The sequence below is a fragment of the Paraburkholderia sp. 2C genome (assembly GCF_054589215.1).
In genome coordinates, this window is the sequence record NZ_BAAILL010000029.1 from 30,172 (window position 1) to 55,980 (window position 25,809).

Sequence of the window (25,809 nt, forward strand, 5' to 3'; positions counted from 1 at the left end):
CGTTTCCCGCTCACGAGGATATCACTATGCTTAGCGTCATTTGCGAATCTCCCGGCGTGCTTCGCGCGCACCAATCCGACGTGCCCGAGCGCAAGACTGGAGAAGTGTTGCTGCGCGTAAGCCGGGTCGGCATCTGCGGCACCGATCTCCATATTTTTACCGGCAACCAGCCGTACCTCCAGTATCCGCGCGTCATGGGGCATGAGCTCTCCGGCGTCGTGGTCGAAGCGGACGTCGATTCGGGCCTGGCTTGCGGCGACGGTGTATATGTCATGCCGTATCTTTCGTGCGGAACCTGCGTGGCCTGCCGCCAGGGCAAGACCAACTGTTGCGTCAACATCAAGGTGCTCGGCGTTCATCGCGACGGCGCGATGACCGAATATCTGAGCGTGCCCGCTCAATTCGTCCACAAGGCGGAAGGCGTCTCGCTCGACCAGGCGGCCATGCTCGAATTCCTCGCGATCGGCGCGCACGCGGTACGACGCGCGAACGTGCAGGCGGGACAGCGCGTGCTCGTGGTGGGCGCCGGTCCGATCGGCATGGCGGCCATGATCTTTGCGAAGCTGCGCGGCGGCAACGTCGTGTGTCTCGACACGCGCGCCGACCGGCTCGCGTTCTGCAGCGCGCAGCTCCAGGTGAGCGCGGCGGTGCCGGTCGGGCCCGACGACACCGCGCAACTGTCGTCGCTGACGAACGGAGAGTTCTTCGATGTCGTGTTCGACGCGACCGGCAATATCGACGCGATGAATCGCGGCTTCGGCCTGGTCGCGCATGGCGGCACCTACACGCTCATTTCGATCGTGCCCGGCCAGGTCACCTTTTCGGATCCGGAGTTCCACAAGCGCGAGACGACCCTGCTCGCGAGCCGCAACGCGACGGCTGCCGATTTCGAAACGGTGCTCGACGCGATGCGCGCCGGCCTGATTCCGGACCAGGCGCTCAACACGCACCGCATGCGCCTCGCCGACGTGCCGGACGCTTTTCCGCGCCTGCTGGAGCCGGGGCAAACGGTGGTGAAAGCACTGGTCGAATGCTGAGGGAAGCTGCCGGGCAATCAGGATTGCACTCATGAGTACACCGATACTGCAGTTTGGCACCAGCCGCTTCCTTCTTGCGCATGTCGCACTGTTCGTCTCCGAGGCGCTGGAACGCGGCGCAGCGATGGGCGGCATCAGCGTCGTGCAGACGACGGCGAGCCAGTCGAGCCGCGCGCGGATCGCGGCGCTTTCCCACGCGGATCACTACCCCGTCCACATTCGGGGTCGCGAAGGCGGCCGCGTGGTGGACCGGGTGGTCGAATGCCGCGTGGTGCGCAATGCGTGGGCAACCGATACCGACTGGACCGCGATCCGTCGCGCGGTGATCGAGGATGTGCGCGTCATCGTATCGAACACCAGCGATGCCGGTTATCAACTCGATGAACGCGACACGGCCGATCTGCTGGCGAGCGACGCGCTCGTGCCGCACAGTTATCCCGCCAAACTGCTGGTGTTGCTCAACGCTCGCTGGCGCGAGCGCCCGCAGCACGGCGTATCGGTCTATCCGTGCGAACTCGTCGAGCGAAACGGCGATACCTTGCGCGATATCGTGCTTGGCATGGCCCGGCAATGGGCGCTGCCCGAGCCATTCATCCGTTATCTGCAGGAGCGGTGCGTCTGGGTCAATTCGCTCGTCGACCGAATTGTGTCCGCGCCCATCCATCCGGTCGGCGCCGTCGCGGAGCCATATGCGCTGTGGGCAATCGAGCGGCGCGAAGGAATGGAGCTTCCGTGCACCCACGAGCAGATCGTCCTCACCGATGAGCTGAGCCGTTATGCGCAGCTCAAGCTGTTCTTTCTGAATCTCGGTCATACGTGGCTCGCCGAAAAGTGGCTCAGCGAAGGCCGTTCGGCGCAGGAAACGGTGCTGGAGGCAATGAGCGATGCCCGCGTGCGAACGGAACTCGAGACGGTATGGCACGACGAAGTGCTGCCCGTATTCGGCGCGATGGGTCTGCAAAGCGACGCCCATGCTTATATCGATAGTGTTCGCGAGCGATTCCTGAATCCCTTTCTCGCGCATCGCATTGCCGATATCGCCGCCAATCATCGCGAGAAGATCCGGCGCCGGATACAGCCACTCGTCGAACTGGCCGATTCGCTGTCGCTGCCGGTAGCGCAACCGCGGCTGCGCACATTGCTGGCGGCGAACGATCTGCCTTGGGCCGGTAAAGGAGCCGCGGCGTCATGAAAGATCAGGATCTCATCGTCCTTCACGCCGACGACAACGTTGCGGTCGCCTTGCGGGCGCTCGAAGCCGGCGCGCGGGTGGAGGTGAACGGACAGCGTCTACCGGTGCTGTCGGCGATACCCGCCGGACACAAACTGGCCGTACGCGACATCGCGCAAGGCGCCCAGGTCACGAAATACCGGCAGACAATCGGCATTGCGTTGCGCGACATTGCCGTGGGCGCGCATGTTCACGTGGACAACGTCGGCATGCCGTCGCAACACGGCAGCGAAGCGCACGCGCAGGCGCCGCTTACGCGCGCCGCGCCGGCCCATCGCGCGGATACATTCCTCGGCTACAGGCGGGCGGACGGCCAGGCTGGAACGCGCAACTATATCGGCGTGATTGCCAGCGTGAACTGTTCGGCCACCGTGTGCCACGCAATCGCCGATGCATTTCGCGGCGATGCGCTCGCGGCCTTCGAAAACGTCGACGGCGTGGTGGCGATCACGCATCAGAGCGGATGCGGCATGTCTTCCAACGGCGACGGAATGGCACTGCTGCGCCGCACGCTCACCGGTTATGCGCGCAATCCGAATTTCGCCAGCGTGCTGTTCGTCGGACTGGGCTGTGAAGTCGCCCAGGTCGACGGGCTGGTCGATCGGCTCGAAGCGTCTTCGGCGCGGCCGGTCCGCACGCTCGTCATCCAGGATGAAGGCGGCGTGCGCGAAGCCGTGGCGCGCGGCGTCGCAATCGTTCGCGAGGAACTCCACGCGGCGAATCGCGCAACGCGCGCGGCCGTGCCGGCGTCGCATCTGAAGCTTGGGCTTCAGTGCGGCGGCTCCGACGGATATTCCGGTATTACCGCGAATCCGGCGCTCGGCGTGGCGGTCGATCTGCTCGTGCGCAGCGGCGGCACCGCGATACTGTCGGAAACCCCCGAGGTCTATGGCGCGGAACATCTGTTGACGGCACGGGCTGCATCGGCAGAAGTCGCGCAGCGCCTGATGGACAAACTGCACTGGTGGGAAGGCTATACGGAGCAGAACGGCGGCGAGATGAACAACAATCCGTCTCCGGGAAACAAGGCCGGCGGCATCACGACCATTCTCGAGAAGTCGCTCGGTGCGGTGTCGAAGGCGGGAAGTTCGGCGCTCAAGGCCGTCTACGATTACGCGGAGCCGGTTCGTGAAGACGGTCTCGTGTTTATGGATACGCCCGGTTACGACCCGGTCTCGGCAACCGGTCAGATCGCGGGCGGAGCGAACCTCGTCTGCTTCACGACCGGACGCGGTTCGGTGTTCGGTTCGAAGCCCGTTCCCACGGTCAAGGTCGCGACGACGACCGCGCTTTTCGAGCGGATGCGGTCCGACATGGATTTCAACAGCGGTGTGATTGTCGATGGCTCGCTGAATGTCGAGGAAGCCGGCGCGCGCCTATACGAGCTGATACTCGAGGTCGCGTCGGGGCGCAAAACCTGCAGCGAACAGAACGGCCTGGGAGACCGCGAGTTCGTGCCGTGGCTGCGCGGCGCGGTCATGTGACGAAACGTTCCGTGTACGGGGTCGACAAGACGTGAAGGCAAAAGACAAACAACAGCCCGGGATCGTGGCGTTTGGCGAAGCGATGGTCGAATTCAGTCAGTGTTCCGCGGGCGCTACCGACTATCTTCAGGGGTTCGGCGGCGATACATCGAATTTCTGTATCGCGGCCGCACGCCAGGGCGCGAAGACCGGCTTTATCTCGGCAGTCGGCGACGACCGGTTCGGGCGCCTTCTTCTCGAACTCTGGCAGCACGAAAACGTCGATACGTCCGCGGTGCGCATCGATGAATCGGCGCACACCGGCGTGTATTTCGTTTCGCACGGACCGGGCGGACATCAGTTCGAGTATCTGCGCGCCCGTTCCGCCGCGAGCCGCTACGCCGCAAACGATCTTCCGCTCGCTACGCTTGCCGGGGCTTCGGTCCTGCACCTGTCCGGCGTCAGTCTCGCCATTGGAACGACGGCCTGCGATGCGGCATTCGGCGCGATAGCCCATGCGCGCGAGCACGGCGTGCAGCTGTCGTTCGACACGAACCTGCGGCTCAAGCTCTGGCCGCTTGCGCGCGCACGCGCGACGATGCTCGAGGTCGTTCGCCAGACCGATATCTGTCTGCCGAGCTGGGATGATGTCACGGCACTGACGGGGCTCGTCACGCGCGATGCAATCGTTGACTTCCTGCTTGCGCGTGGGCCGCGGATCGTCGCACTCAAGCTCGGCAGCGAGGGGGCCTATGTCGCCACGCCCGACCGTCGGCAGCTGGTGCCCGCCTATCCGGTGAGCGCGGTCGATGCCACCGGCGCGGGTGACTGCTTCGGCGGAGCGTTCGTCGCGCGGCTGTGCGCCGGGGACGACCCGTTTTCGGCCGCCCGTTACGCCAATGTGGCGGCTGCCCTGTCCACGCTCGGTTTTGGAGCGGTTGCGCCGATCCCCACGCGGTCGGTCGTTGAACGGATTCTTGGCGGGACGCCGGTGGTCGGCGCCCGCTCGCACACGTGAGTCACCGGGATCGGTGCCTACCGCGCGGCCGCGCGGCGATGCCCGCCCGCCACCTGCGCCTCAGGTCGCGCTAGCGGCCGTGACGCCCGCCCCTTGCCGGGGCCGCGTGGCGCCATCGAGACTCAGTACCGACTGCGCAATGGCCTCGGTGGTAGCGAGCGTATTGATCGCACCGGTGCGCAGCGCGCCAAGCACGGCCGTGGTTTTCGTCATCTCGCTGGCCACCGCGATAACGTTGGGGATGCGCACGAGGTCCTCGAACGACAGCCCGATCACACGGTCCGCGAACGGTGTGCGCGCCGGTTGCCCGGCCAGATCGATAAAGTCGTAACCCATCATGTCGCCGACCGCGCCGAGCTGCCGCACGGCGACGATCTCTTCGGGCGTGAACCAGCCCATGCGCACCATGTTGCTGTCTTCATTGATATCGCCGATACCGATCAGCGCGAGTTGAGCGCGCCGCGCATGGTCGAGCGTCTGCTTGACCGTATCGTTTTGCAGCAGCGCCTCGCGGGCCTGCGGATCGACCACCAGCGCCGGCGCATAGAGCGTTTCGCTTTCGCCGCCGAAGCGCGCCGCGAGCCGCCGGCAGATATGGTCGGCATTCATGGTTTCGCCGCCGCGATACGCGCCGCCGATCGCGCAGACGAACTGGCAGGAACGGCGCGTCGACGAAATCGCATGCTGCGAAATCGAGCTGATATTGCGCCCCATGCCGACCGCGACGATCATGCCGTCCGACAGGATGCGATCGAGATGGCTCGCGACGAGGCCGGCCAGCAATTCCCGCTGCTTGTCCTGATCCTTGTGGTTGACCGAGACGATCGCGCGCTCGAGCTTGAAGCGCGTCACAAGCTGCTGTTCGAGTTCGCTCGTATCGCGCGGATGATGCCGCACGCGAATTTCGACAATCCCCTCTTCCTGCGCGCGCTTGAGCAAACGCCCGACCTTGGCGCGCGAAATGGAAAACGTCTTGGAGAGATCTTCCTGAGTGAGCCCGTCGACATAGTAGAGGGTGGCAAGGCGTGTCAGTTCGTCGGTTTCCATCAGGCAATCCTTAGAAGGGGAATCGGGCTGCGACCATCGCAAGGATACCCACCGGCGCGCACCGCCCTACGCACTACCGGCGCATTAGCCCGGTATCGGGTTGCCGCCCGCGGCGCGCGCTTCCTCTTTCGCATGAAGCTCGGTTTCGTATTGCTCGATGCGCTGCACCTTGGGCGTCGAGCGGCCGCCGTCGAACTGCGCGGCGAGGAACGTATCGACAATGGTTTTCGCCAGTTCCGGGCCCACCACGCGCGCGCCGATGGTCACGATCTGCGCGTCGTTGCTGCGGCTCGCGCGCTCAGCCGAATAGGTATCGTGACACTGCGCCGCGCGAATGCCCGGCACCTTGTTGGCCGAAATGGCCATGCCGATGCCCGTGCCGCACAGCAATACCGCGCGCTTGTATTCACCCGCCACGACGCGCTCGGCCACGGTAAACGCGATGTCGGGATAGATGACAGGCTGCGCATTATAGGTGCCGAAATCTGTCACGTCGACACCGCGTTCCCGCAGGTGAGCCAGCAGTATCTCCTTCAGGTCGTAGGCGGCCTCGTCACACCCGATTGCAATTTTCATTCAGTCACTCCAGGCGCGATTTCGCGCAGACGTGCGCATTAGTTCGCATTTTTGGCATTGTGAAATTGAACATTTGATTAGTCAAGAGCAATTTCTCGTCGCGAATTGCTGAAATTCTTGCCGACTTTGGCGCCATGCACGGCGCGCAGCCCTGGTGGGGCGGTGTCAGGCGAATAAAACAAATGATCACATATGCGCAAATGATCGACTCGCATGGTGACTATGCACGCCGCTTCGGGCGTCTATTTGATGATCCCGATCTTCTTGCGGTCGATCGTCACGAACACAGCGGCAATCAGCACGACGCCCTTGACGATGTTCTGCAGGTACGGATCGACGCCCGCCATGTTCATGCCGTTCGACAGGATCGTAATGATCAGGACTCCGAGTATCGTGCCCTGAACACTGCCGAGGCCGCCCGTCAGCGGCGTGCCCCCGACCACCACCGCGGCGATCACATCGAGCTCGAGCCCCTCGCCGAGCTGCGAGGTGGCGGCCATGGCGCGCGCGCTTTGCAGCAGACCGGCAATACCGCACAGCAGGCCGAGCAGCGCGAACATCACGATCTTGACGCGATCGATGCGAATCCCGGTCAGCCGCGCCACGCGCTCTCCGCCGCCGGTCGCCTTCAGCTCTCGCGCGAACACCGTGAAGCGCAGCACGACCCAGCCGAGCACCACCACGGCGAGCGCGATCCACACCGCATTCGGCACGGCGAGAAAGCGGCCCGAATAGAAGTCGAGAAAGCTTTCGCTCTCGATCGAGACCGGCGCGCCACGCGTGAAATACAGCACGATGCCGCGAAACACCACCATCGTGCCCAGCGTGACGATGAACGACGGCACTTTTCCTTTCGCGACCACTACGCCATTGACCAGGCCGCACGCGAGGCCGACCAGCGCAGCCGGCACGATCGCGAACACGCCGAGCGCGTTCGAGCTCGACGCGGCTGCGAGCGCGGCCAGCGCGACGATCGAGCCGACCGACAGGTCGATCGAACCGGCGATCACGACAAAGGTCATGCCGAGCGCGGCGACCGCCAGCACGACCGCCTGCTGCAGCACGATCAGCGCATTGCCGGGCGTGAGGAAGCGTCGCGAGCTGATCGAGAAGGCGATGCACAGCGCGGCCAGCAACAGCACCGGAAACATGCGTCGGAGCCGTTCCGGCCGCTCGTGCGCGGCGCCGGCGTCAACGGGACTGCCGGCGTGCTTGCGCCGGCCGGAAAACAGCGAGGTAGACGGGCGGTTCATGGGCGTCTCAGGTCATATGGCGGACGATGGTGGTCTCGTCGGGCGCGTCGCCGTCCGTGAAAGTGTGTTCGATGCGACCCGCGCGCATCACCGCGAGCCGGTCCGACAGGCCGATCAGTTCGGGCAGGTCGTCGCTGACGAGCAGCACCGCGACGCCCTCTTCCGCCAGCGCGCGGATCACCCGGTAAATCTCGATGCGCGCGCCGATGTCGACTCCGCGCGTCGGATTGTTCAGCAGCAGCAGACGCGGTGCGACATGCAGGCACTTGGCCAGCACGACTTTCTGCAGATTGCCGCCGCTCAGCGTGCGGCAGGCGACGTCCGGATGCGCGGCCTTGATCTTGAGGCGCGCGCCGAGGCCTGACGCGTTGCGATGGGCCTCGCGCGCGTTGAACCATCCGAGGCGGCGCGGCGGCTTGGCCATCACGACGTTGTCCAGCACGCTGAAATCGGCGATCAGCCCTTCGCCGGTGCGGTCGCCCGGCAGGTACGCGACGCCGGCGCGCCATGCCGCCCCGGGATGCTTCGGCGCGTAGGCGCTCGCGCCGAGCGCCAGCGTGCCGCGCTGCGGGGCGAGCACGCCTATTGCAAGTTCGAGCAGTGCCTCGCCGCCGCTTCCCTTGAGCCCGGCAAGGCCGACGATCTCGCCGCCGTGCACGTCGAGGCGCACGTCGTCGAGGCGGCCGGCGACGCTCACGCCTTGCACACCCAGCACGACCGACGCCGGCGGCCGTTGCGCCTTCGGCGGAAACACGTGGCCCGAGATATCGCGGCCGACCATGCGCGCATGGATTTCGGCGGGCGCGATGTCGGCCACGTTCGCGCTGCCGGCCAGCTTGCCGTCCTTGAGAATGGTCAGGCGATCGGCCACTTCCGTCACTTCGCTCAGATGATGCGACACGAACGCGACCGACAACCCGCGCGCCTTGAGCGTATGAATCGCCTTGAGCAGTGCGTCGACCTCGCGGTGGCCGAGAAAAGCCGTCGCTTCGTCGAGAAACAGGATGCGCGGCTCGTGCGACAGCGCCCGCGCGATCTCGATGCATTTCCATTGCCCGAGATCGAGCCGCCCGAGCGCCGCCGACACCTGAATACCCGCGTCGAAGCTATCGAGCACCTGCTGCGCGGCCCGCTCGAGCGCCTTGCGCTGCATGAAGCCGCAACGCGTGAAGCGGCCGAGCCGATCGATAAAGATGTTTTCCGCCACCGTCAAAGACGGATTGATCGTGATTTCCTGGTGAACCAGCGCAACGCCGCGCCGCTCGGCCTCACGCGTATCGTGCGGTGCGTAAGGCGCATCGGCGAGGCGCATCGCGCCCTCGTCGGGCTGCTCGGCGCCGGCGAGGATGCGCAGCAGCGTCGACTTGCCCGCGCCGTTCTCGCCGACCAGTGCATGCACCTCGTTCGGCGCGAGCGCGATCGACACGTCCCGCAGCGCAACGGTGTTGCCGAAGCGCTTGTTGATGTGCTCGGCGACCAGCGTCATCGGCGAATACCGTCGTTGATGGGACTGAAGCGTTGCGTGCGCGCCATGGCGAGCGGCTAGCTGTACTTCATATCGAACGACGCCGCCGGCGCACTCGGCGTATAGAAGCGCGAGTGCTTGCGGAAGTCGTACGGCGGAATGCCGCCGGGGAAGTCCTTTTCGAACAGCGGCACCTGCTCGCGCGTCAGCGGCAGCAGATGCAGTTTGACCGTATCGTCCTGCTTGCTCACGGGCTTGCCCTTGATCTGGTCGAACAGCATCACGAGCGCAAAACCGCCCTGCAGCCAGTGGCCGCCGATATCGAACAGCAGTTCGCCGCGCTTCACGGCGTCGACGTTTTCGGGGTTCAGGTCCATCGCGACCACGTAGACATCCTTGCCCGGCACCTTGCCGGCATTTCTGAGCGCGGCCAGCACGCCGGTTGCCGTGCCGCCGTTCGCGGCCCAGACCCCCTTGATGTCCGGATGCCCCTGATACAGCGATTCGAAGGCGGTCTGCGATGTATCGCGCACAAAGTTGCCGTCGACCTCGCCGGCCACCACCACTTCAGGGTGTTCCTTCAGCGCGCGCCCGAGGCCCTTGCGCCGGTCGATCGCGACCGACGTGCCGGCCGTGCCGTTGACCACGCCGATCACCTTCTTTCCGCTGGCGCCGGCCGGCACCGCGGAAAACAGCCGGATCGCCATCTGATAGCCGGCCTCCTCGTCGCTCGGACCGATAAAGGCGATGTAGTTCGGAAAGCGCGGCGTCTGCGGGCTGAAGTCGGGATAGGAGTCCGTGAGGATGACCGGGATGCCCGCATTCTTCGCGAGCGTGAGGCCGGGCACCGCCGTCGACCAGTACGGCGTGAAGATGATGCCGTCGACCTTCTGCGCGGCCAGATCCTCGAGACTGCTCACCATGCGGTCCGGCTTGTTGTCCGCATTGAGCACGGTCAGCTCGACGCCGAGCTGACGCGCGCCCTGCTTCATGAAATCGATGTAGTTGTTCCAGAACTGCGCATCGAGCGTCGGCACGACCACGCCGATTCTGACCTTCTGCTCCGCGGCTCGCACGCCGGCCGCAAGCGGCAGCAACGCGATACTCGTCAGGTACTTCAAGGACCGCCGTTTGCTCGCCTGCATGTTCGTCTCCTTGAGTTGTTGTGCAGTTCTGTTGTTCTGCTGTTTTGCCGTTTTGCCGTTTTGCCGTTGCGCCCGCGTCGTTCAGATAGACGGGTCTCCTCGCGCCGATACATCGACGGCTCATGCGTCCCTTTAGCGCCGTTGAGCGCCGTTGAGCGCCCAATGCCCGTCCATTCACGCGGGATGTTTCTCCGCCTGCTTCGAGCCGATACCGTTGCTCGCGCCGTCGGCGAGCAAGGCGCCAAGCGATTCGCTCATGCCGCGCAGGATCAGGAAGCATGAGCACGCGCCCGCATCGAGCACGCCGATCGAGCGATCGCCGAGGCGGCTGGCACGACCGACGCGTGCCCGCAGTTCGCGCGTCGAGTTCATGCCGGCCTCGGCGGCCGCGGTCATCGCCACGAGGCACTCGCGGAACGAACGGTTGCTGTTCAGGGCCGCCTCGTAAGCGGCACGCGCCGGCTCGAGTGTGTCGATCAGCGTCTTGTCGCCCACTTTCGCGTCGCCGATCGCCTGTATCGCGTCGATACCGGCCGACAGCGCGCGATAAAACAGCTGTTTGTCGAGCAACGTATGCGCTTCGAGCACGCTGCTCATATCGAGGAAGAACGAACCGTAGAGCGGCCCCATCGACCCGCCGATACCGCCCATCAGCGCATCGGACAGATCGGCCAGCGCAATTGGCAGCGGCGGCGGCGCGGCGCGTTTCGCCAGCCGTTCGCCGCACAGCGAGAAGCCCTTGCTCATGTTGATACCGTGATCGCCGTCGCCGATCGCACCGTCGATCTCGCTCAGATAATTGCGGTTGGCATTGATGACGCCGATCAGGTCGGCCACCACGCTGCCCGCGGCGGTCATGTCGATAGTGTCGGTCACGATGCGTCTCCTACAGTGATGCCGATGCTTCGGCACGGATGGTGAAGCGCACGCGAAAGCCGCTCGTCGAGCCGCGTCAGCGTGACGGTCACGCCCATCATCTCGAGCGACGTGAACAGGTTGCCCACGCGCGAAAAACCGATTTCGATGCCGGCCTCGCGCAGATAGTCGGCCACCTCGCCGTACAGGATGTACTGCTCCATCAGCGGCGTCGCGCCCAGCCCCGAGATCAGCAGCGCGACCTTGTCGCCGCGCGCGAACGGCAGATCGGGCAGCAGCGTATCGAGCATGCGCCTCGCCATATCCTTCGCCGGCACGGTGCGCTGAACTTCGATGCCGGGCTCGCCGTGATGGCCGATGCCGACTTCCATGTCGCCATCCCTGATGGTGAAGTTCGCCTTGCCGACCGCCGGAATCGTGCACGCCGACAAACCGATGCCGATCGAACGCGTCGATTCGATCGCATGGCGCGCGGCCGACACCACGTCGTCGAGCGATGCGCCTTGCGCGGCGCACGCACCGGCCACCTTCCACATGACGATCTCGCCGGCCACGCCGCGGCGTTTCGCGATTTCCTCGGGCGGCGCCGATGCGGCGTCGTCGTTGGCGACGACCGGCACCACGCGGATGCCGTCGCGCTCGGCCATGCGCATCGCCATCTTCACGTTCATGTTGTCGCCCGCGTAGTTGCCGTACAGGCACGCCACGCCCGCGCCGCCGTCGGCGGCCTTGAAGGCGTCGGCGAACGACTTCGCGGTCGGCGACGAAAAGATCTCGCCGACCGCGACCGCATCGACGAGGTGCTCGCCGACGTAGCCGATAAAGGCCGGTTCGTGGCCCGACCCGCCGCCCGTGACGATTCCCACGCGGCCTTTCTGGCCGGCGTTCACATGCGAGACCACGCGCGGGTTGCCGGCCGCCGCGCGCAGTTCCGGATGCGCGGCGAGCATGCCGCACAGCATGTCCTCGACAACCAGATCCGGATTGTTGATGACGCGATTCATGAGATTTCCTCGAACTCTCTGGTTGCGTTGATTGAGCGTATCGAGCGGCCTGTTGAACCGCTCGTCGGGTCGCTTGTGACATTGCCTGTTGCGTTGCTGATTGCGCTTATCGGTTTGCGGATTGCGTTGCTGATTGCGGATTGCGTTGCTATTGCGCGGTATAACCGCCGTCGATCACGATGTTCTCGCCGTTCACCATCGCGGCGGCATCGCTTGCGAGATAGAGAATCAGCGCGCCGATTTCTTCGGGGCGGGCAAAGCGGCCCGCCGGAATCTTCGCCTTCATCGCTTCGCCGACCGCGCCCGCCCACGCCTTGCGGCCGAGCTCGGTTTCAACCACGGTCGGCGAAACCGCATTGACCGTGATGCCGTGCTTCGCCCACTCGAGCGCGAGCACCTTCGTCATGCCGACAATCGCGGCCTTGCTCGCGCAGTACGCAACATGACGCTCGAGCGCGATCACGCTCGCCTGCGACGCGAGGTTCACGATCCGGCCGTAACCGCGCCGGATCATCTCGCGGCCGGCCGCCTGCGCAAGCAGGAACGGCGCCTTGAGGTTGAGCGCCATGGTGCGGTCCCAGGCGTCTTCGCTCAATGTCTCGGCCGGCTCGAGTAACGCCACGCCGGCATTATTGACAAGGATGTCAAGCTGGCCGCATTGACCGGCGACGTCGCGCACCGCCGCCTCGGCGGCGCCGGGCGCGACAAGATCGGCCACGACCGCGACGTGGCGCCCGGCACCGCCCGGCAGCGTGGCGGCAACCTCGCGCACCGCCGGATTGATGTCGAGCAGCGCGAGCCGCGCGCCCGCCGCCGCGAGGCTTTCGGCGGCCGCAAGGCCAATGCCGCTCGCCGCGCCGGTAACGAGCGCCACGCGGCCGCTCAGATCGAAAAGATTGCCTGCTTGCTGCGCCATGGATCCACTCCGGTCGGTGACGGACTGCTTACTGTTGCGAGACTTCGCGAACCTTCTTCAGGATGGCGTCCGCGTTCGCTTGCGTAACCTGCGTCCACGGCACCGTGTACGCCTTGTCGTTGCCGCCGTTCCACGGCATCTTCGCGCCGTACTCGGTCCAGATTTCCGATTGCGGCTTGTAGGACGGACCGACCACCGCGCGCATCGCGAGGTCGAGCGCACCCTGCGATTGCGCCTTCGCATCCTGGAAGAACGTCGTCATTTCGCCGCGCTTGGCGGCCTGGATGCCGTCGGCGATGCCGTCGATGCCGGCCACCGGAATCTTCTTCGGGTCCAGTCCCTTGGACTTCATCGCCTGGATCGCGCCGAGCGCTTCCTCGTCGTTCTCCGCAATGACGCCGTTGATCTGGCCCGGATGCGAGGTCAGCCAGTCCTCGACGAGCGCAAGCGCTTCGGCGCGCGACCAGTTGGCGGTCTTGTTCTCGAGCACCTTCACGTCCTTGTGCTGCGCAAGCACCTCGGCAATGCCCTTCGAGCGATCGATCTGCGCGGACTGGCCGATCGGCCCCTCGATGATCACGACATTGCCCTTGCCGCCGATCGCCTTGACGATCGCTTCGGCCTCGAGCCGGCCCGCGACGACGTCGTCGTTGCCGACATAGGAAGTCAGCTGGTTGCCGGAAACGTGCGTGTTGGAGCCGATCACCGGGATATGCGCGGCCACGGCCTTGGCGACCGAGGCCGAGCCGGCATTCTTGTCGATCGGCGCGAAGATGATCGCGTCGTACTTCTGCGTGATCATCGTGTCGAACTGGTTGCTCTGCGTCAGCGCGTCGTAGTTGCCGTCGAACACGACGATCTGCACCGAGCCGTTCCTGACCGCCGGATCCTGCTTGACGGCGTTGGTCCACATCTGCATGAATTCGGCTTTGAGCCCGTACGGCATGACGCCGATACGAACCGGCTTGGCCGCCTGCGCAACGCTCATCGTCATCGCGGCGAGCATGGCCGCCAGCACTGCCTGATTCCTTCGCTTCATTGATCGTCTCCTGAGTTTGTTGTTAAGTGCGATCGTGGATGGAGGTCACTGCTTCTTGCGCGATACATCGAGCAGAACGGCGCCGACGATGATCACGCCCTTCACAACCTGCTGGTAATAGGACGACACGCCCAGCAGATTCAAACCGTTGTTGATCACGCCGATCAGCAGCGCGCCGACCACCGTGCCGCCAAGCGAGCCCGAGCCGCCCGAGAGGCTCGTGCCGCCGATCACGACCGCGGCGATCGCATCGAGTTCGTACGACAGACCCGCCTGCGGCAAGGCCGACGTGGTGCGCGCGGCCAGCACGATGCCGGCGAGTCCGGCGAGCAGACCGCCGATCACGTACACCGAAAAAAAGATCTTGCCGGTCGATATACCGCTCGTCTTCGCGCTCTTCGCGTTGCCGCCGACCGCATAGACGTAGCGGCCGTAGGTCGTATAGCGCAGCACGAACCAGAACAGCAGCACCACCAGCGCGAATACGATCACTGGCACCGGCACGCCCGCGAAAGTGCCGGTGCCGGTGCGCAGAAAACCGTCCGGCAGATCGGCGATCGGCATGCCGTCGTTGTAGATGAAGGTCAGCCCGCGCGCGACGCTGAGCATGCCGAGCGTCGCGACGAACGACGGCACCGCGAGCCGCGCGACCACGATGCCGTTGACGGCGCCGACCGCCGCGCCGACCAGCAGACCCGCCAGCAGCCCGAGCACGACGCCGTGCGGATGCGCGCCGGTCACGACGCTGGCGCTGACCATGCCGGCCAGCGCCAGCGTCGAGCCGACCGACAGGTCGATGCCGCCCGTCAGGACCACGTAGGTCATGCCGACCGCGAGAATGCCGTTGATCGAGGTCTGCCGGAGCACATCGGCGATGTTGCCCCACGTCAGGAAATACGGGTTCGCGAAGGACAGCACGATGCACAGCAGCACCAGCACCGCGAGAATGCCGTAGCGCCGGTAGAGCTGATGCATCTGTGCGGCGCGGCTCTGCTGCGCGGGAACGGCGACCGAAGGTGAGAGTTGTGTATTCATGACGCGAGGTGCAGAAGGTCTTCCTGGCTGGAGAGATGGCCGTCGATCACGGAGACCAACCGCCCGGACTTGAAGATCGCAATGCGATCGCTGACGTCGAGTACTTCCTGCGCTTCCGACGACACGACGATGGCCGCGCCGCCCTGCGTGACGAAATCGTCGAGCAGTTGATAAATCTCGCGCTTGGCGCCTTCGTCGATGCCGCGCGTCGGCTCGTCGCACAGCAGGCAGACCGGACCGGTCGACAGGCAGCGCGCCAGCACGACCTTCTGCTGGTTGCCGCCGCTCATCGACGAAACCGGCAACGAGGCCGACGCGGTTTTGATGCGCATGCGCTCGATCATCGAGCGCACGAGCGTCCTGACCTTGCGCCCGTCGATCAGCCAGAAGCGCGACAGCGACGGATAAGCGGACAGCGAGATGTTGTCGCGCACCGACGACGACAGAATCAGGCCGGTTTCCTTGCGGTCCTCGGTGACGAGCGCGAGACCGGCGCGGATCGCCTGGCGCGGGCTGCCCGGCGGGAGCCGGCGGCCCTTGAATTTCACTTCGCCATCCTGCGCATTCGTGAGCCCGTACAGGCAGTTCAGATACTCGCTGCGGCCCGAGCCCATCAAGCCGTAGATACCAAGCACCTCGCCGGCGCTGACCGACAGCGAGATATCCTCGAACTCCGTATCGCGCGAGAGGCCCGTGGTTTCGAGGACGGTCGGTCCGGTGGGACGGCGCTTTTTCTCGCTCTGGTTCAGCTTGCGCCCGACGATCGTGCTGACGAGATACGACCGGTCGATATCGGCAATGCGGCCGCTGTCGACGAAGCGGCCGTCGCGAAACACGGTATATCGATCTGCAATCCGGAACACTTCGGAGAGCCGGTGGGTCACGTAGATGATGCCGGTGCCCTGCGCAGTCAGGCTGCGGATCGCATTGAACAACACCTCGGTTTCCGATTCGCCGATCGCGGAGGTCGGCTCGTCCATGATCATCACGTCGCATTCGCGGCTGAACGCCTTGGCGATCTCGACGAGCTGGATTTGCGCGAGGCTCAGCGAGTCGACCGTTGCGCGCGCATCGATCGCGAAACCGAGCCGGTCGAGCAGCTGCTGGGCCTTGCGCGCGAGCGCATTGAATTTCACCAGCACCCCGGCCCGGCGCGGCTCGCGTCCGAGATAGAGGTTCTCCGCCACCGTCATGCCGCGGATCGGCGTGAGTTCCTGCGTGATGATCGCGATCCGGTTGGCGAGCGCGTCGGCCGGCGACCGGAAATGCATCTCGCGCCCGTTGAGCCGAACCGTGCCGGCATCGCGCTCGAGGATGCCCATGATGATGCTGAGGAAAGTCGACTTGCCGGCGCCGTTCCCGCCGCACAGTGCGTGGACGCTGCCGCGGTGCAGGCTCAGGCGACCGTCCTCGAGCGCGGGAACGCCGTCGAAGGACTTTTGAAGACCGCTCGCCTCGAGTAGAAGATCGCTCACCGTCCCTCCATCATTTGCTCACCAATGAACAATTGATCAATCGAGCGCTATCGTAGAGGGCGGGCAAAAGGGTGTCAATCTTTCGCACCCGGTGGTAAACCCGCAGCGATTTTCACCACCGACGCGCGTATGCATGCGACGCGGGCGTCTTTATGCCATGCGCTGACGCAGATTGCGACGCGCTCGACACATCGATGGGCGCACCATCGGTGCACAAACAATGAGAATTTGATCCATATCGATCATATGATCGATGCGTTTCGCACGGTACGCGTCCGCGAGCGGCCCCCAGAAGTACAACGCGTCGGCATTTATCCCCATGGGGGTAAACACTGCTGACTACCGACATATCAACTTGTCATACTGGTTGAACAGCTACCAAGCGCGCGAAGTGTTGAATAAACGTCGCCGTGATGGCGACCCATTAAGGAGACGTCATGCTGTCGAACACCATCGATGAGCGGCTCTGCCCGGCAGCGGGCCGCAGCTTCAGGGCGCGCGGCCGGAGGCGGCGCGGGGCCGCGCTGCTCGCATTCCTGTGCGGCGGACTGCTTGCGGCCGGTCATGGATTCGCGCAAGCGCAGACGCGCGCCACGCCCTACGACGCCTGGCCGCAGCCGCAAATCCGCAAGACGATATCCGTCGACGAGGCGAAGACCCTCGTCAAGCAACGCACGCAGCCGCAAACCGACTGGACAGGACCGACCAGCGGTCCGCGCGCCTCGACCAAACCGCTCACCATCGTCTACGTCTCCGCGGACCAGTCGTACGTGTCGTTCGTCAACTGGGGCCGCGGGGTCAGCGAAGCGGCCAAGGCGTTGGGCTGGAATGCCGTCGTGCTGAATGGCCAGGGCACCGTGACCGGCACGCTCGCCGCGATGCAACAGGCGGTCGCGAGCAAGCCCGCCGCGATCGTGACGTCAGCCGATGCAAGCGCGCTGCAAGGTCCGATCCAGCAGGCCGTCGCGCAACACATTCCGGTGATCGGCATTCACGCCACCGCATTCCCGGGCCCGGACCCGAAACTCGGCCTGTACAACAACATCTCGTCGAATCCCGCTGAGATCGGCGAGACGCAAGCGGCCTACGTGATTGCGCAATCGAACGGCTCCGCCAGGGATCTGCACTTCCTCGACAACAGCTTCGCTATCGCGCGCTTCAAGGCGCAGGCCGCGACCGATCCGATCAAGGCATGCAGCGGCTGCAAGTTCATCGACATGGTGAACATTCCGATCGCCGATCAGACGCGCCGGATTCCGGCTGTCATCTCGGGCATCGTCGCAAATCAGGGCAAGGGCTGGTGGGGCACGACCTGCTGCGACAACTTCTATCCGTATATCGCGTCCGCGTTGCGCGCATCGGGCGTCAAACCCGACGAAGTGCATCTGGTCGGCTCGGACGGGCCGCCGTCCGCCTACGACATGATCCGCAAAGGCGAGTACGAAGTCGCGACCGTGCCGGAACCGAGCACGCTGTTCGGCTACGAAGCGGTCGACTCGATCGTGCGCGCGATGGCCGGCGAGCCGCCGTCGAAATTCGTGCAGCCGACCTACCTCGTCACGAAAGAGAATGCCGACAGCGAGGGCGGCAAGAGCAACGAGTTCATCCCGAGCAACGGCTTCGCGTGCCATTACCAGAATATCTGGCGCGGCACGAATACCGCCTGCGGTGGTACAAGCAGCGGCAAGAGCGGAGGCTAGACGATGACGTCCGGCGCCGTGCCGCTGCTCGCGGCGCGCGACATCACCAAGCGCTTCTTCGGTGCGCTTGCGCTCGACGCCGCATCGTTCGAATTGCGCGCGGGCGAGATTCACGCGCTGATCGGCGAAAACGGTGCCGGCAAATCGACGTTCATCAAGATTCTCGCGGGCGTCTATCAGGCCGACGGCGGCGAGATACTGCTCGACGGCAAGACGATCGATCCTGCCGTCGACGCTTTGCCGCTCGCCTTCGTTCACCAGGATCTCGCGCTCGTCGACGATCTGAGCGTCGGCGAGAATATCGCGCTGATTGCCGGCTACCCGCGCAGGCGCGGGCTGATCGACTGGCCGGCGGTGATGCGCCAGGTCGCGCCGCTGTATGCGGCGATGCATGTCGAACCGCCCGATCCCGAGCGGCTGGTCGTCACGCTGAGCCTGGCCGAAAAGGCGATTCTCGGCATCGTGCGCAGCCTCGCGGGCAAACCGCGCGCGCTGGTGCTCGACGAACCGACGGCGGCGCTGCCCGAAGCCGATGCGCAGCGGCTCTTCGAAGCGATTCGCCGGCTGCGCGATGCGGGCACCAGCATCATCTACGTATCGCATCGGCTCAACGAACTGTTCGGTCTCGCGGATCGCGTGACCGTGTTTCGCGACGGCCGCCACGTGCATACGACGCAGATCCGCGACACGAAGCCGGAACGGCTGATCGGCCAGATGCTCGGCCGTCCGGTCGAAAGCATCGAGATCGCGCGCCACGATGCGCTCCGGCAGCCCGCCGTGCTGCGCGTCGAAGCGTTGGTGGTCGAAGGCCGCGGACCGCTGTCGTTCGACGCGAGCCCGGGCGAAGTGCTGGGCCTCGTCGGCTTGCGCGGCGGCGGCCAGGAAGCCGCGGGCCGCGCGATCTTCGGCGCCCTCGGCGCGGATGCGGGGCGCATCGTGCTCGACGGCCGCGTGCTGCCGCGCACCGACGATATCGGCGCGCGCATCCGCGCGGGCATCGTGCTGCTCGCCGGCGACCGCATGCGCGAGAGCACGTTTCCCGGCATGACGCTCGCCGAAAACCTGTTCCCCAATCCGCGCATCATGGCGCGCGGCCTCTGGCAGCCGCGCGCCACCGCGCTCGAGCGGCAGACCGTGCATGCGCGTCTCGAACAGTTCGACGTGCGGCCGCGCAATCCGGGCTCGCTGATCGACTGGTTGAGCGGCGGCAATCAGCAGAAGGTGTGTCTCGCGCGCTGGCTGGAAGCGCGCGCGCGCGTGGTCATACTCGAGGAACCGACCGCCGGCGTCGACATCGGCGCGAAGCTGTCGATTCACCAGATGCTGCGCAAAGCGGCGGCGGACGGCGCGGCCGTGATCGTCGTGTCGTCGGATCTCGAAGAAGTCGCGGCCGTCTGCGACCGCGCGCTGGTGATCGATCGCGGCCGTGTCGCCGCGGAACTCGCCGGCCACGCACTGACGATGGATGCGCTGATCGCGCGCTCGTCGCTTGGCGAACGCGTACCCGGCGCGCCGGGATCGCCTTACCTTTCGGATAACGTATGAACAGCACCAGCGGAAACGGACTCGAATCAGGCAGCGCGACCGGGCCGACCGCGCCGCGCAGGCCGCCGCCATCGGCCGCGAAGCGCGCAGCCGATCTGTTCGCGAACTACGGACTGATTTTCGTGTTCGCGCTCGTTCTGATCGTGTTCTCGGCCTTGCGGCCGGACACGTTCCTCAGCAGCGGCAACATCGGCAACCTGCTGACGAGCCAATCGGTCACCGCCCTGCTCGCCTTCGCCGTGATGCTGCCGCTCGCGACCGGACGCTTCGATCTGTCGGTCGGCTATCACGTCGGCATGGCGCAGGTGCTTGTGATCGGCTTCCAGGTCAACAACGGACTATCGTGGCCCGTGGCCGCCGTGCTGGTCATCGCGATCGGGGCGGTGGTCGGTTCGATCAACGGCGTGCTTGTCACGCGCTTCAAGATCGATTCGTTCATTGCGACGATGGGCATGGGCTCGCTGCTCTATGGCGTGTCGAACTGGTACACGGGCGGCCAGCAGATCGCCGGCTTCAATCTGCCCGATGGCTTTTCGAATCTGTCGCAGGTGCTCGGTTATGTGCCGCTGCCCGCCGTCTACGTCGCCGTCGTCGCGATCGTGTTGTGGATCGTGCTCGAACGGCTGCCGGTCGGACGCGGCCTCTATGTGATCGGCTCGAACGCGCGCGCGGCGGAACTCTCCGGCCTGCGCACCGGCCGCTATATCGGCGGCGCATTCGCCGCGTCGGGGCTGTTGTGCGGCGTCGCGGGCGTCCTGCTCGGCAGCATTCTGCGCTCGGGCACGCCATCGGTCGGCGCTGAATATCTGTTGCCCGCGTTCGCCGGGTCGCTGCTCGGCGCGACCTCGATCCGGCCCGGACGCGTGAATGTCGGCGGCACGCTGCTCGCGATCCTGATCGTCGCGTTCTCGTTTTCGGGCGTGCAGCAGTTGGGCGCGCCATTCTATGTCGAATATTTCTTCAACGGCGGCATTCTGATCGTGGCAGTCGCCCTGTCCGTGTACGCGGCCATCCGCCGCCGCAAGGCCGCGGTGAAGGCGGCCAGCTGATCTCTCTGGAGTAGAACGCTTATGACACGGATTGCAGTGATTGGATGTGGCGTGGTCGGCTCGTCGTGGGCACTGGTTTTTGCGCGTGCCGGTTTCGACGTTGCCGTATGGGATGCGGCGCCCGCGGCCGCGCAGCACACGCTCGCGTTCGTGCGCGAGTCGATCGGCAGCCTCGCGAAACAGGGGCTCGGCGGCGGCGAAGACGCCGATACGGTCTGCGCGCGGCTGCATCCGTGCGCGACGCTCGAAGAGGCGCTCGCCGGCGCCGACTATGTGCAGGAAAGCGCCCCCGAGCGTGTGCAGATCAAACGCGAGCTATACCAGCGGCTCGATACGCTCGCCGCGCCGAACGTCGTGCTCGCGAGTTCGACGTCCGGGTTGCCGGCTTCGGCGTTCACCGATCATCTCGCGACGCGCGCGCGCTGCCTCGTCGTGCATCCGATCAACCCGCCGCATCTGATTCCGCTCGTCGAGCTGGTGCCGGCGCCCTGGACCGATCCGGCCGTGGTCGAGCGCGCCGCGCAATTGATGGAACAGGTCGGCCAGGCGCCGATCCGTCTTTCGCGCGAGGTCAACGGCTTTGTGGTCAACCGGCTGCAGAGCGCGCTGCTCGGCGAAGCGTTCCGGCTCGTCGAAGACGGCGTGCTGAGCGTGGCCGATGTCGACAAGGCGGTGGCCGACGGCCTCGGCTTGCGCTGGTTCTTCATGGGTCCGTTCGAGACCATCGATCTCAACGCGCAGCAAGGCGTGGCCGAATACTGCCGCAACCTGGGGCCCATGTATTACGGTCTCGCGCAAGAGCAGGCGGACCCGCGCGAATGGGGACCGCAGCTGGTTGCCGCGATCGAGCAGCAGCGCCGCGCGGTGACGCCGGCCGATGCGTTGCCCGCGCGCCGCGCATGGCGCGACCGGTGCCTTGCCGCGCTCGTTGCCGCCAAACGGCACGTGCTTGGCGCTGAGGGGAGCGTGTAGGATAGTAAGTTTATCCCCCGCGACCACGAGCCTTTTATGTCCACGCCCACCTCCCCTTTCACGATCAAACGCCAGCGCCTGTTCGATCAGGTTGCCCAGCATCTGGAAGCGATGATCCTGTCGGGCGAAGTCGGCGTGGGCGACCCGCTGCCTTCCGAGCGCGAACTGATGGAGCGTTTCGGCGTCGGCCGGCCGGCGGTGCGCGAAGCGCTGCTGTGGCTCAACAAGAAGGGATTGATTTCGGTGAGCGCGGGCGAGCGCGCGCGCGTGGTGGAGCCCGACCCGAGCGAACTGCTCGAGCATCTGTCGGGCGCGGCGCTGCTGTTCGCCTCGACGCCGCGCGGCATGCAGCAGTTCCAGCAGACGCGGCTTTTCACCGAAGTGGCGCTCGCGCGAGAAGCATGCCGCTGGACTTCGGCCGACGACCTCAAGCGACTCGAGCAGCTGCTGCGTGAAAACGAAGCAAGCGCGGACAGCATGGAAACCTTCGCCAGAACCGACGATGCATTTCACTTCGGTATCGCGAGCCTTGCGCATAATCCGCTGATCGACGCACTGTATCGCAGCGTGCTTAGCGTGCTGCAGAACCAGCGCTATACGTCGCTGCGGCATCACGATGCGCTGTCCGCGGCGATCGACTGTCACGCGCGCATTTTCGACGCGATCGCCGCGCGCGATCCGGACCGCGCGGAGCAGGTCATGCGCACGCATCTGACCCATGTTGAGACGTTCTACTGGGAAGTGCGGGGTAAGGCCGCGCCGCGTCCGCCAGGCACGGCGGCCGATGCGACACAGGCCGCGGAGCAACCCCGCAAGCAAACGAAGTAGCGAAGTAACAAAAAAGCAGGCAAAGCGGCCGCGATGGCCACGGTCATATCGACGGAGACATAGTCATGGCTTATTTCGAAGCGATCGATCCGCGCTTCATGCGGTACATGATTCCGGTGTGCGCACTGGAGACGCTACACACGGGCATGCGTTGGGCCGAAGGCCCGGTGTACTTCGCGGACGGCCGCTATCTGGTGCTGAGCGACATCCCGAACAACCGGATGCTGCGCTGGGAGGAAGAAACTGGACAGGTCAGCGTATTCCGCTACCCGTCGGGCTTTTCGAACGGCAACACGCGCGACCGTCAAGGGCGGCTTGTCAGTTGCGAGCACGGTAACCGGCGCGTCACGCGTACCGAACCGGACGGCACCATTACGGTGCTCGCCGATCGCGTGGATGGCAAGCGGCTCAATTCGCCGAACGACGTCGTAATCAAGTCCGATAACACGGTCTGGTTTACCGATCCGCCCTACGGCATCCTGACCGACTACGAAGGGCATAAAGCCGAAAGCGAAATCGGCGGCTGCCATGTGTATCGCTGCGATCCGCAAACAGGCGAAATCGCGGTGGTCGCCGACGACTTCGTCAAGCCGAACGGGCTCGCATTTTCCGCGGACGAACGGCAATTGTTCGTCGCCGATTCGGGCCGTTCGCATGCGCCGGACGCGCCGCATCACATTCGCGTATTCGACGTGACGGAAGGCGGGAAACTGACGAACGGTCGCGTGTTTGCGACGATCGATCCGGGCATACCCGATGGCTTCAGGCTCGACGAAGACGGTAATCTGTGGGTCGCCGCAGGCGACGGTGTGCACTGCTTCGATGCTACGGGCAAGTTGATCGGCAAGATCCTCACGCCGGAAACCGTGGCGAATGTGACGTTCGGCGGCCCCAAGCGTAACCGCTTGTTCATCGCGGCGACCTCAGCCTTATATGCCGTGTTCGTCAATACTCGGGGCATCCAGACACCTTGACCGTCAAACCGGCGCATCGACAGTACGACGGTCAACGCACGCTACGTCGCCACGCGGAGGGACTGAGGCCGGTCTCCTTCCTGAATGCCACGCCGAACGAGCTTTGATTCGCGAATCCCACCGCCAGTCCGATGGCTGGAAAGCTCAACGTATTGTCGCGCAGCAGCGCCTTGGCTCTTTCGATGCGTTGGGCGCGCAGCCAGGCGTGCGGCGGCATTCCCATCGATTGCCTGAAGGCGAAAGAAAAGTGTCCGGTGGAAAGGCCGCACAGGCTTGCCACATCTGTGAGCGACAGATCGTGATGGAGACGCGCAATCATGTAATCGCACACCCGTTTGCACACAGTGGGCGGCAGTCCTCCGCGGCGAGCGAGATTGCTCTTTCCGGTGAAGGTGGAAAGGTGCCTGACGAGATGCAGCGAAAGAAGCGTGACCGCAGTCTCGAGGTAGAGCAGGCCCTGTCGGCCTTCGCGCTCGCATTCCTCGTAAAGAAGGTGCGCAAGCTGCCATGACAGGGGATGGTCGTAGCCCCACGTCTCGAGAATGTCCATCGCACTCAGATGCTGCAATTCGCAGGTCTGCAGGATGTATTCCGGTTGGAGCTCGATGGACAGGAAGCGATAGTTCGATTTTTCCTTGATTCGAAACTCGACCTCACTGCCTGGCGGCAGCACAAGCCCATAACGCGGTCGGTTTCGATAGCTGAAGACATGCTTGCCCGACTCCGCGTCGGCCTCGACGAATCCACCGTTCCACGAGAATTGCAAGGCGACTGAATGCGTGACGATTCTTGCGGCGCCTGCGACAGAACCGATACGGTGGGCGGCGGCGGTGCCGCCTGCCCAGTTGATATGTCTGGACTGATTGACGGTTCCGTTGACGTCCGACCATATGGTCTCGGGATGACCCGGGGCGCTGAACATGGGCGCTGGCGTTGCGACCGCGGCTTGCGCGGATGAAACGCGGGGCACGTCGGATTGCATGATAGCTCCCCCAAAGACCTTCCCATGTAGGGCTGCAAGCGACCGCCCTGGCAGGCATTTTCTTGCGCCTCTGCGAGAAAAGCAACGACGATCTCGGCCCGATCGCTTCGCAAGCATGAGCCCATCGCCGTTCACCGGCTCCGGTGAACTTTATCTTCGTTTCGGACAAATCCCGCCGGTTCCGACGAGAACGCATCGCGAGCCGCCGCTATAGTCCCGATCGTCAGAAGCGGTGGCTATGCGGTTATCGGTGTGGTGTTCTGCGATCGGCGTGATCGCCGGTATTTGCGGCACAGGCCGTGCGCAACCTCAAATCAAGGAGCGTTGATCATGCAACAATTTGCCCGGGTTCTCGTGAACGGCCAGGCCGTTCCCATCATTGTCAAAGGTGGCGAACATCTCGACTTGCGCCCAGTGGTGTCGGACATCACACCTGAAGCGATCGCGAGCGGCGTGCTGAACCAGGTCGATACCGCTGGGCTCGCGCCGCTGAGCGGCGAATTCGCCTGCCTGGCGCCGATCGCCGGCGTCCGGCAGATCGCGGCGACCGGCTTCAACTACCGCAAGCACATCGAAGAGTTCAAGATGAAGCCGCCGGTGGAACCGGAAGTCTTTCTCAAGGCCGTCACGTCGCTTGCCGGGCCAAACGATGCGATTGCGCGAGGTCCCAACCCCGGCGTCAAGCTCGATTGGGAAGTCGAACTGGCAATCGTGGTGGGCCGCGAGGCTCGCGACATCGCAGCGGCGGACGCGGCCGGCTACATCTTCGGCTTCGTCTGCATCAACGACATCTCGGACCGCGCCACCCAGGTCGATGCCGAAGGCCAGCAGCATCTGGTGCGCGCGAAGTCCCGGCCGGGCTACTCGCCGATCGGGCCGTACCTTGTCACCGGTGTCGACGGCATGAATCTCGATTTATGGACGAAGCTGAACGGCCAGTTCGAACAACAGGGCAATACGAGCGACATGTTGTTCGGAATCGGCGAGATGCTCGCCTACTTCTCGGCCCACATGACGCTGCTGCCCGGCGACCTGATCGCCACGGGCACGCCGCCGGGCGTCGGTTTCGGTAAGGACCGCTTCATGCAGGTCGGTGACGTGCTCGAATGCGGCATCGAATATCTTGGCGCCCAGCGGCACGAGATTCAGCCCTGAGCTTCGTCGACGAAAAATCCGGGC

At 64.8% G+C, this 25,809-nt stretch carries 23 protein-coding genes; 11 read left to right on the forward strand and 12 right to left on the reverse strand.

What is annotated here, in order from left to right:
- The first annotated feature begins 26 nt into the window (after positions 1 to 26).
- Genes ACYPXD_RS06605 through ACYPXD_RS06620 form a run of 4 tightly spaced genes read left to right on the forward strand, consistent with a single transcriptional unit; the run spans position 27 to position 4,749 of the window.
- Entirely contained in the window at positions 27 to 1,037 is a 1,011-nt protein-coding gene (locus tag ACYPXD_RS06605; RefSeq protein ID WP_459708821.1) for a zinc-binding alcohol dehydrogenase family protein, read from the forward strand.
- A 31-nt stretch (positions 1,038 to 1,068) separates the two neighbouring features.
- Positions 1,069 to 2,229: a mannitol dehydrogenase family protein gene (locus tag ACYPXD_RS06610; protein WP_459708823.1), complete on the forward strand. Its 1,161-nt coding sequence runs from the start codon at positions 1,069 to 1,071 to the stop codon at positions 2,227 to 2,229.
- Positions 2,226 to 3,752: a UxaA family hydrolase gene (locus ACYPXD_RS06615; protein ID WP_459708826.1), complete on the forward strand. Its 1,527-nt coding sequence runs from the start codon at positions 2,226 to 2,228 to the stop codon at positions 3,750 to 3,752. The genes ACYPXD_RS06610 and ACYPXD_RS06615 overlap by 4 nt, the downstream gene beginning before the upstream one ends.
- A 31-nt stretch (positions 3,753 to 3,783) precedes the next feature.
- A complete protein-coding gene (locus ACYPXD_RS06620) occupies positions 3,784 to 4,749 on the forward strand; it encodes a sugar kinase (RefSeq protein ID WP_459708828.1) in 966 nt (321 codons plus the stop codon).
- Between the two features lie 60 nt (positions 4,750 to 4,809).
- Here the strand turns inward: ACYPXD_RS06620 and ACYPXD_RS06625 are convergent, their stop codons facing one another.
- From ACYPXD_RS06625 to ACYPXD_RS06675, 11 genes are all read right to left on the reverse strand, one after another.
- Positions 4,810 to 5,796 carry a sugar-binding transcriptional regulator gene (locus ACYPXD_RS06625; RefSeq protein ID WP_459708831.1) on the reverse strand — a complete coding sequence of 329 codons (987 nt, stop codon included), beginning with the start codon at positions 5,794 to 5,796 and terminating at the stop codon, positions 4,810 to 4,812.
- An 84-nt stretch (positions 5,797 to 5,880) separates the two neighbouring features.
- Positions 5,881 to 6,372: a ribose 5-phosphate isomerase B gene (gene rpiB, locus ACYPXD_RS06630; protein WP_459708834.1), complete on the reverse strand. Its 492-nt coding sequence runs from the start codon at positions 6,370 to 6,372 to the stop codon at positions 5,881 to 5,883.
- 242 nt (positions 6,373 to 6,614) lie between these two features.
- Complete coding sequence (locus ACYPXD_RS06635) at positions 6,615 to 7,625, reverse strand: ABC transporter permease (protein ID WP_459708836.1); 1,011 nt, start codon at positions 7,623 to 7,625, stop codon at positions 6,615 to 6,617.
- 7 nt (positions 7,626 to 7,632) lie between these two features.
- Positions 7,633 to 9,111 (reverse strand): sugar ABC transporter ATP-binding protein, encoded by a 1,479-nt coding sequence (locus tag ACYPXD_RS06640; RefSeq protein ID WP_459708839.1) that lies wholly within the window; start codon positions 9,109 to 9,111, stop codon positions 7,633 to 7,635.
- 56 nt (positions 9,112 to 9,167) lie between these two features.
- Entirely contained in the window at positions 9,168 to 10,235 is a 1,068-nt protein-coding gene (locus ACYPXD_RS06645) for an ABC transporter substrate-binding protein (protein ID WP_459708844.1), read from the reverse strand.
- Between the two features lie 174 nt (positions 10,236 to 10,409).
- Positions 10,410 to 11,093 carry a dihydroxyacetone kinase subunit DhaL gene (dhaL, locus tag ACYPXD_RS06650; protein ID WP_459709110.1) on the reverse strand — a complete coding sequence of 228 codons (684 nt, stop codon included), beginning with the start codon at positions 11,091 to 11,093 and terminating at the stop codon, positions 10,410 to 10,412.
- A 14-nt stretch (positions 11,094 to 11,107) separates the two neighbouring features.
- Positions 11,108 to 12,115, reverse strand: a complete 1,008-nt coding sequence (locus ACYPXD_RS06655; protein WP_459708846.1) for a dihydroxyacetone kinase subunit DhaK — start codon at positions 12,113 to 12,115, stop codon at positions 11,108 to 11,110.
- Between the two features lie 148 nt (positions 12,116 to 12,263).
- Positions 12,264 to 13,031 (reverse strand): GolD/DthD family dehydrogenase, encoded by a 768-nt coding sequence (locus ACYPXD_RS06660; protein WP_459708848.1) that lies wholly within the window; start codon positions 13,029 to 13,031, stop codon positions 12,264 to 12,266.
- Between the two features lie 28 nt (positions 13,032 to 13,059).
- Positions 13,060 to 14,070 (reverse strand): substrate-binding domain-containing protein, encoded by a 1,011-nt coding sequence (locus ACYPXD_RS06665; RefSeq protein WP_459708850.1) that lies wholly within the window; start codon positions 14,068 to 14,070, stop codon positions 13,060 to 13,062.
- 45 nt (positions 14,071 to 14,115) lie between these two features.
- Positions 14,116 to 15,105 (reverse strand): ABC transporter permease, encoded by a 990-nt coding sequence (locus ACYPXD_RS06670; RefSeq protein WP_459708852.1) that lies wholly within the window; start codon positions 15,103 to 15,105, stop codon positions 14,116 to 14,118.
- A complete protein-coding gene (locus ACYPXD_RS06675) occupies positions 15,102 to 16,580 on the reverse strand; it encodes a sugar ABC transporter ATP-binding protein (protein WP_459708854.1) in 1,479 nt (492 codons plus the stop codon). Before ACYPXD_RS06675 ends, ACYPXD_RS06670 begins: the two co-directional genes overlap by 4 nt.
- 437 nt (positions 16,581 to 17,017) lie before the next feature.
- On the opposite strand from ACYPXD_RS06675, the gene ACYPXD_RS06680 reads away from it, so the two are divergent.
- The 6 genes from ACYPXD_RS06680 to ACYPXD_RS06705 all read left to right on the forward strand — a co-directional run bounded on the left by ACYPXD_RS06680 (position 17,018) and on the right by ACYPXD_RS06705 (position 23,648).
- The gene (locus ACYPXD_RS06680) at positions 17,018 to 18,280 is read left to right on the forward strand and encodes an ABC transporter substrate-binding protein (RefSeq protein WP_459708856.1); all 1,263 of its coding nucleotides are present in this window, start codon (positions 17,018 to 17,020) and stop codon (positions 18,278 to 18,280) included.
- 3 nt (positions 18,281 to 18,283) lie between these two features.
- Positions 18,284 to 19,825 carry a sugar ABC transporter ATP-binding protein gene (locus ACYPXD_RS06685; protein WP_459708858.1) on the forward strand — a complete coding sequence of 514 codons (1,542 nt, stop codon included), beginning with the start codon at positions 18,284 to 18,286 and terminating at the stop codon, positions 19,823 to 19,825.
- Positions 19,822 to 20,874, forward strand: coding sequence for an ABC transporter permease (locus ACYPXD_RS06690; RefSeq protein WP_459708860.1), 1,053 nt, complete (start codon positions 19,822 to 19,824; stop codon positions 20,872 to 20,874). Before ACYPXD_RS06685 ends, ACYPXD_RS06690 begins: the two co-directional genes overlap by 4 nt.
- Positions 20,875 to 20,895: 21 nt before the next feature.
- Entirely contained in the window at positions 20,896 to 21,846 is a 951-nt protein-coding gene (locus ACYPXD_RS06695) for a 3-hydroxyacyl-CoA dehydrogenase (protein WP_459708862.1), read from the forward strand.
- Between the two features lie 36 nt (positions 21,847 to 21,882).
- Positions 21,883 to 22,674: an FCD domain-containing protein gene (locus ACYPXD_RS06700; protein ID WP_459708864.1), complete on the forward strand. Its 792-nt coding sequence runs from the start codon at positions 21,883 to 21,885 to the stop codon at positions 22,672 to 22,674.
- Positions 22,675 to 22,739: 65 nt separating this feature from the next.
- The gene (locus ACYPXD_RS06705) at positions 22,740 to 23,648 is read left to right on the forward strand and encodes an SMP-30/gluconolactonase/LRE family protein (protein WP_459708867.1); all 909 of its coding nucleotides are present in this window, start codon (positions 22,740 to 22,742) and stop codon (positions 23,646 to 23,648) included.
- Between the two features lie 31 nt (positions 23,649 to 23,679).
- Here ACYPXD_RS06705 and ACYPXD_RS06710 read toward each other — a convergent pair whose 3' ends face one another.
- Positions 23,680 to 24,630 carry a helix-turn-helix domain-containing protein gene (locus tag ACYPXD_RS06710; protein WP_459708869.1) on the reverse strand — a complete coding sequence of 317 codons (951 nt, stop codon included), beginning with the start codon at positions 24,628 to 24,630 and terminating at the stop codon, positions 23,680 to 23,682.
- Between the two features lie 330 nt (positions 24,631 to 24,960).
- Here ACYPXD_RS06710 and ACYPXD_RS06715 point away from each other — a divergent pair, with 330 nt between their 5' ends.
- A complete protein-coding gene (locus ACYPXD_RS06715) occupies positions 24,961 to 25,785 on the forward strand; it encodes a fumarylacetoacetate hydrolase family protein (RefSeq protein WP_459708871.1) in 825 nt (274 codons plus the stop codon).
- The last annotated feature ends 24 nt before the right edge of the window (positions 25,786 to 25,809 follow it).

What these genes read in the sequence shown, in the direction of transcription:
- ACYPXD_RS06605 (WP_459708821.1), top strand. Translation starts at nt 27, where the DNA reads ATGCTTAGCGTCATTTGCGAATCTCCCGGCGTGCTTCGCGCGCACCAA.
- ACYPXD_RS06610 (WP_459708823.1), top strand. Translation starts at nt 1,069, where the DNA reads ATGAGTACACCGATACTGCAGTTTGGCACCAGCCGCTTCCTTCTTGCG.
- ACYPXD_RS06615 (WP_459708826.1), top strand. Translation starts at nt 2,226, where the DNA reads ATGAAAGATCAGGATCTCATCGTCCTTCACGCCGACGACAACGTTGCG.
- ACYPXD_RS06625 (WP_459708831.1), bottom strand. Translation starts at nt 5,796, where the DNA reads ATGGAAACCGACGAACTGACACGCCTTGCCACCCTCTACTATGTCGAC.
- rpiB (WP_459708834.1), bottom strand. Translation starts at nt 6,372, where the DNA reads ATGAAAATTGCAATCGGGTGTGACGAGGCCGCCTACGACCTGAAGGAG.
- ACYPXD_RS06635 (WP_459708836.1), bottom strand. Translation starts at nt 7,625, where the DNA reads ATGAACCGCCCGTCTACCTCGCTGTTTTCCGGCCGGCGCAAGCACGCC.
- ACYPXD_RS06640 (WP_459708839.1), bottom strand. Translation starts at nt 9,111, where the DNA reads ATGACGCTGGTCGCCGAGCACATCAACAAGCGCTTCGGCAACACCGTT.
- ACYPXD_RS06645 (WP_459708844.1), bottom strand. Translation starts at nt 10,235, where the DNA reads ATGCAGGCGAGCAAACGGCGGTCCTTGAAGTACCTGACGAGTATCGCG.
- dhaL (WP_459709110.1), bottom strand. Translation starts at nt 11,093, where the DNA reads ATGACCGCCGCGGGCAGCGTGGTGGCCGACCTGATCGGCGTCATCAAT.
- ACYPXD_RS06655 (WP_459708846.1), bottom strand. Translation starts at nt 12,115, where the DNA reads ATGAATCGCGTCATCAACAATCCGGATCTGGTTGTCGAGGACATGCTG.
- ACYPXD_RS06660 (WP_459708848.1), bottom strand. Translation starts at nt 13,031, where the DNA reads ATGGCGCAGCAAGCAGGCAATCTTTTCGATCTGAGCGGCCGCGTGGCG.
- ACYPXD_RS06665 (WP_459708850.1), bottom strand. Translation starts at nt 14,070, where the DNA reads ATGAAGCGAAGGAATCAGGCAGTGCTGGCGGCCATGCTCGCCGCGATG.
- ACYPXD_RS06670 (WP_459708852.1), bottom strand. Translation starts at nt 15,105, where the DNA reads ATGAATACACAACTCTCACCTTCGGTCGCCGTTCCCGCGCAGCAGAGC.
- ACYPXD_RS06680 (WP_459708856.1), top strand. Translation starts at nt 17,018, where the DNA reads ATGCTGTCGAACACCATCGATGAGCGGCTCTGCCCGGCAGCGGGCCGC.
- ACYPXD_RS06685 (WP_459708858.1), top strand. Translation starts at nt 18,284, where the DNA reads ATGACGTCCGGCGCCGTGCCGCTGCTCGCGGCGCGCGACATCACCAAG.
- ACYPXD_RS06690 (WP_459708860.1), top strand. Translation starts at nt 19,822, where the DNA reads ATGAACAGCACCAGCGGAAACGGACTCGAATCAGGCAGCGCGACCGGG.
- ACYPXD_RS06695 (WP_459708862.1), top strand. Translation starts at nt 20,896, where the DNA reads ATGACACGGATTGCAGTGATTGGATGTGGCGTGGTCGGCTCGTCGTGG.
- ACYPXD_RS06700 (WP_459708864.1), top strand. Translation starts at nt 21,883, where the DNA reads ATGTCCACGCCCACCTCCCCTTTCACGATCAAACGCCAGCGCCTGTTC.
- ACYPXD_RS06705 (WP_459708867.1), top strand. Translation starts at nt 22,740, where the DNA reads ATGGCTTATTTCGAAGCGATCGATCCGCGCTTCATGCGGTACATGATT.
- ACYPXD_RS06710 (WP_459708869.1), bottom strand. Translation starts at nt 24,630, where the DNA reads ATGCAATCCGACGTGCCCCGCGTTTCATCCGCGCAAGCCGCGGTCGCA.
- ACYPXD_RS06715 (WP_459708871.1), top strand. Translation starts at nt 24,961, where the DNA reads ATGCAACAATTTGCCCGGGTTCTCGTGAACGGCCAGGCCGTTCCCATC.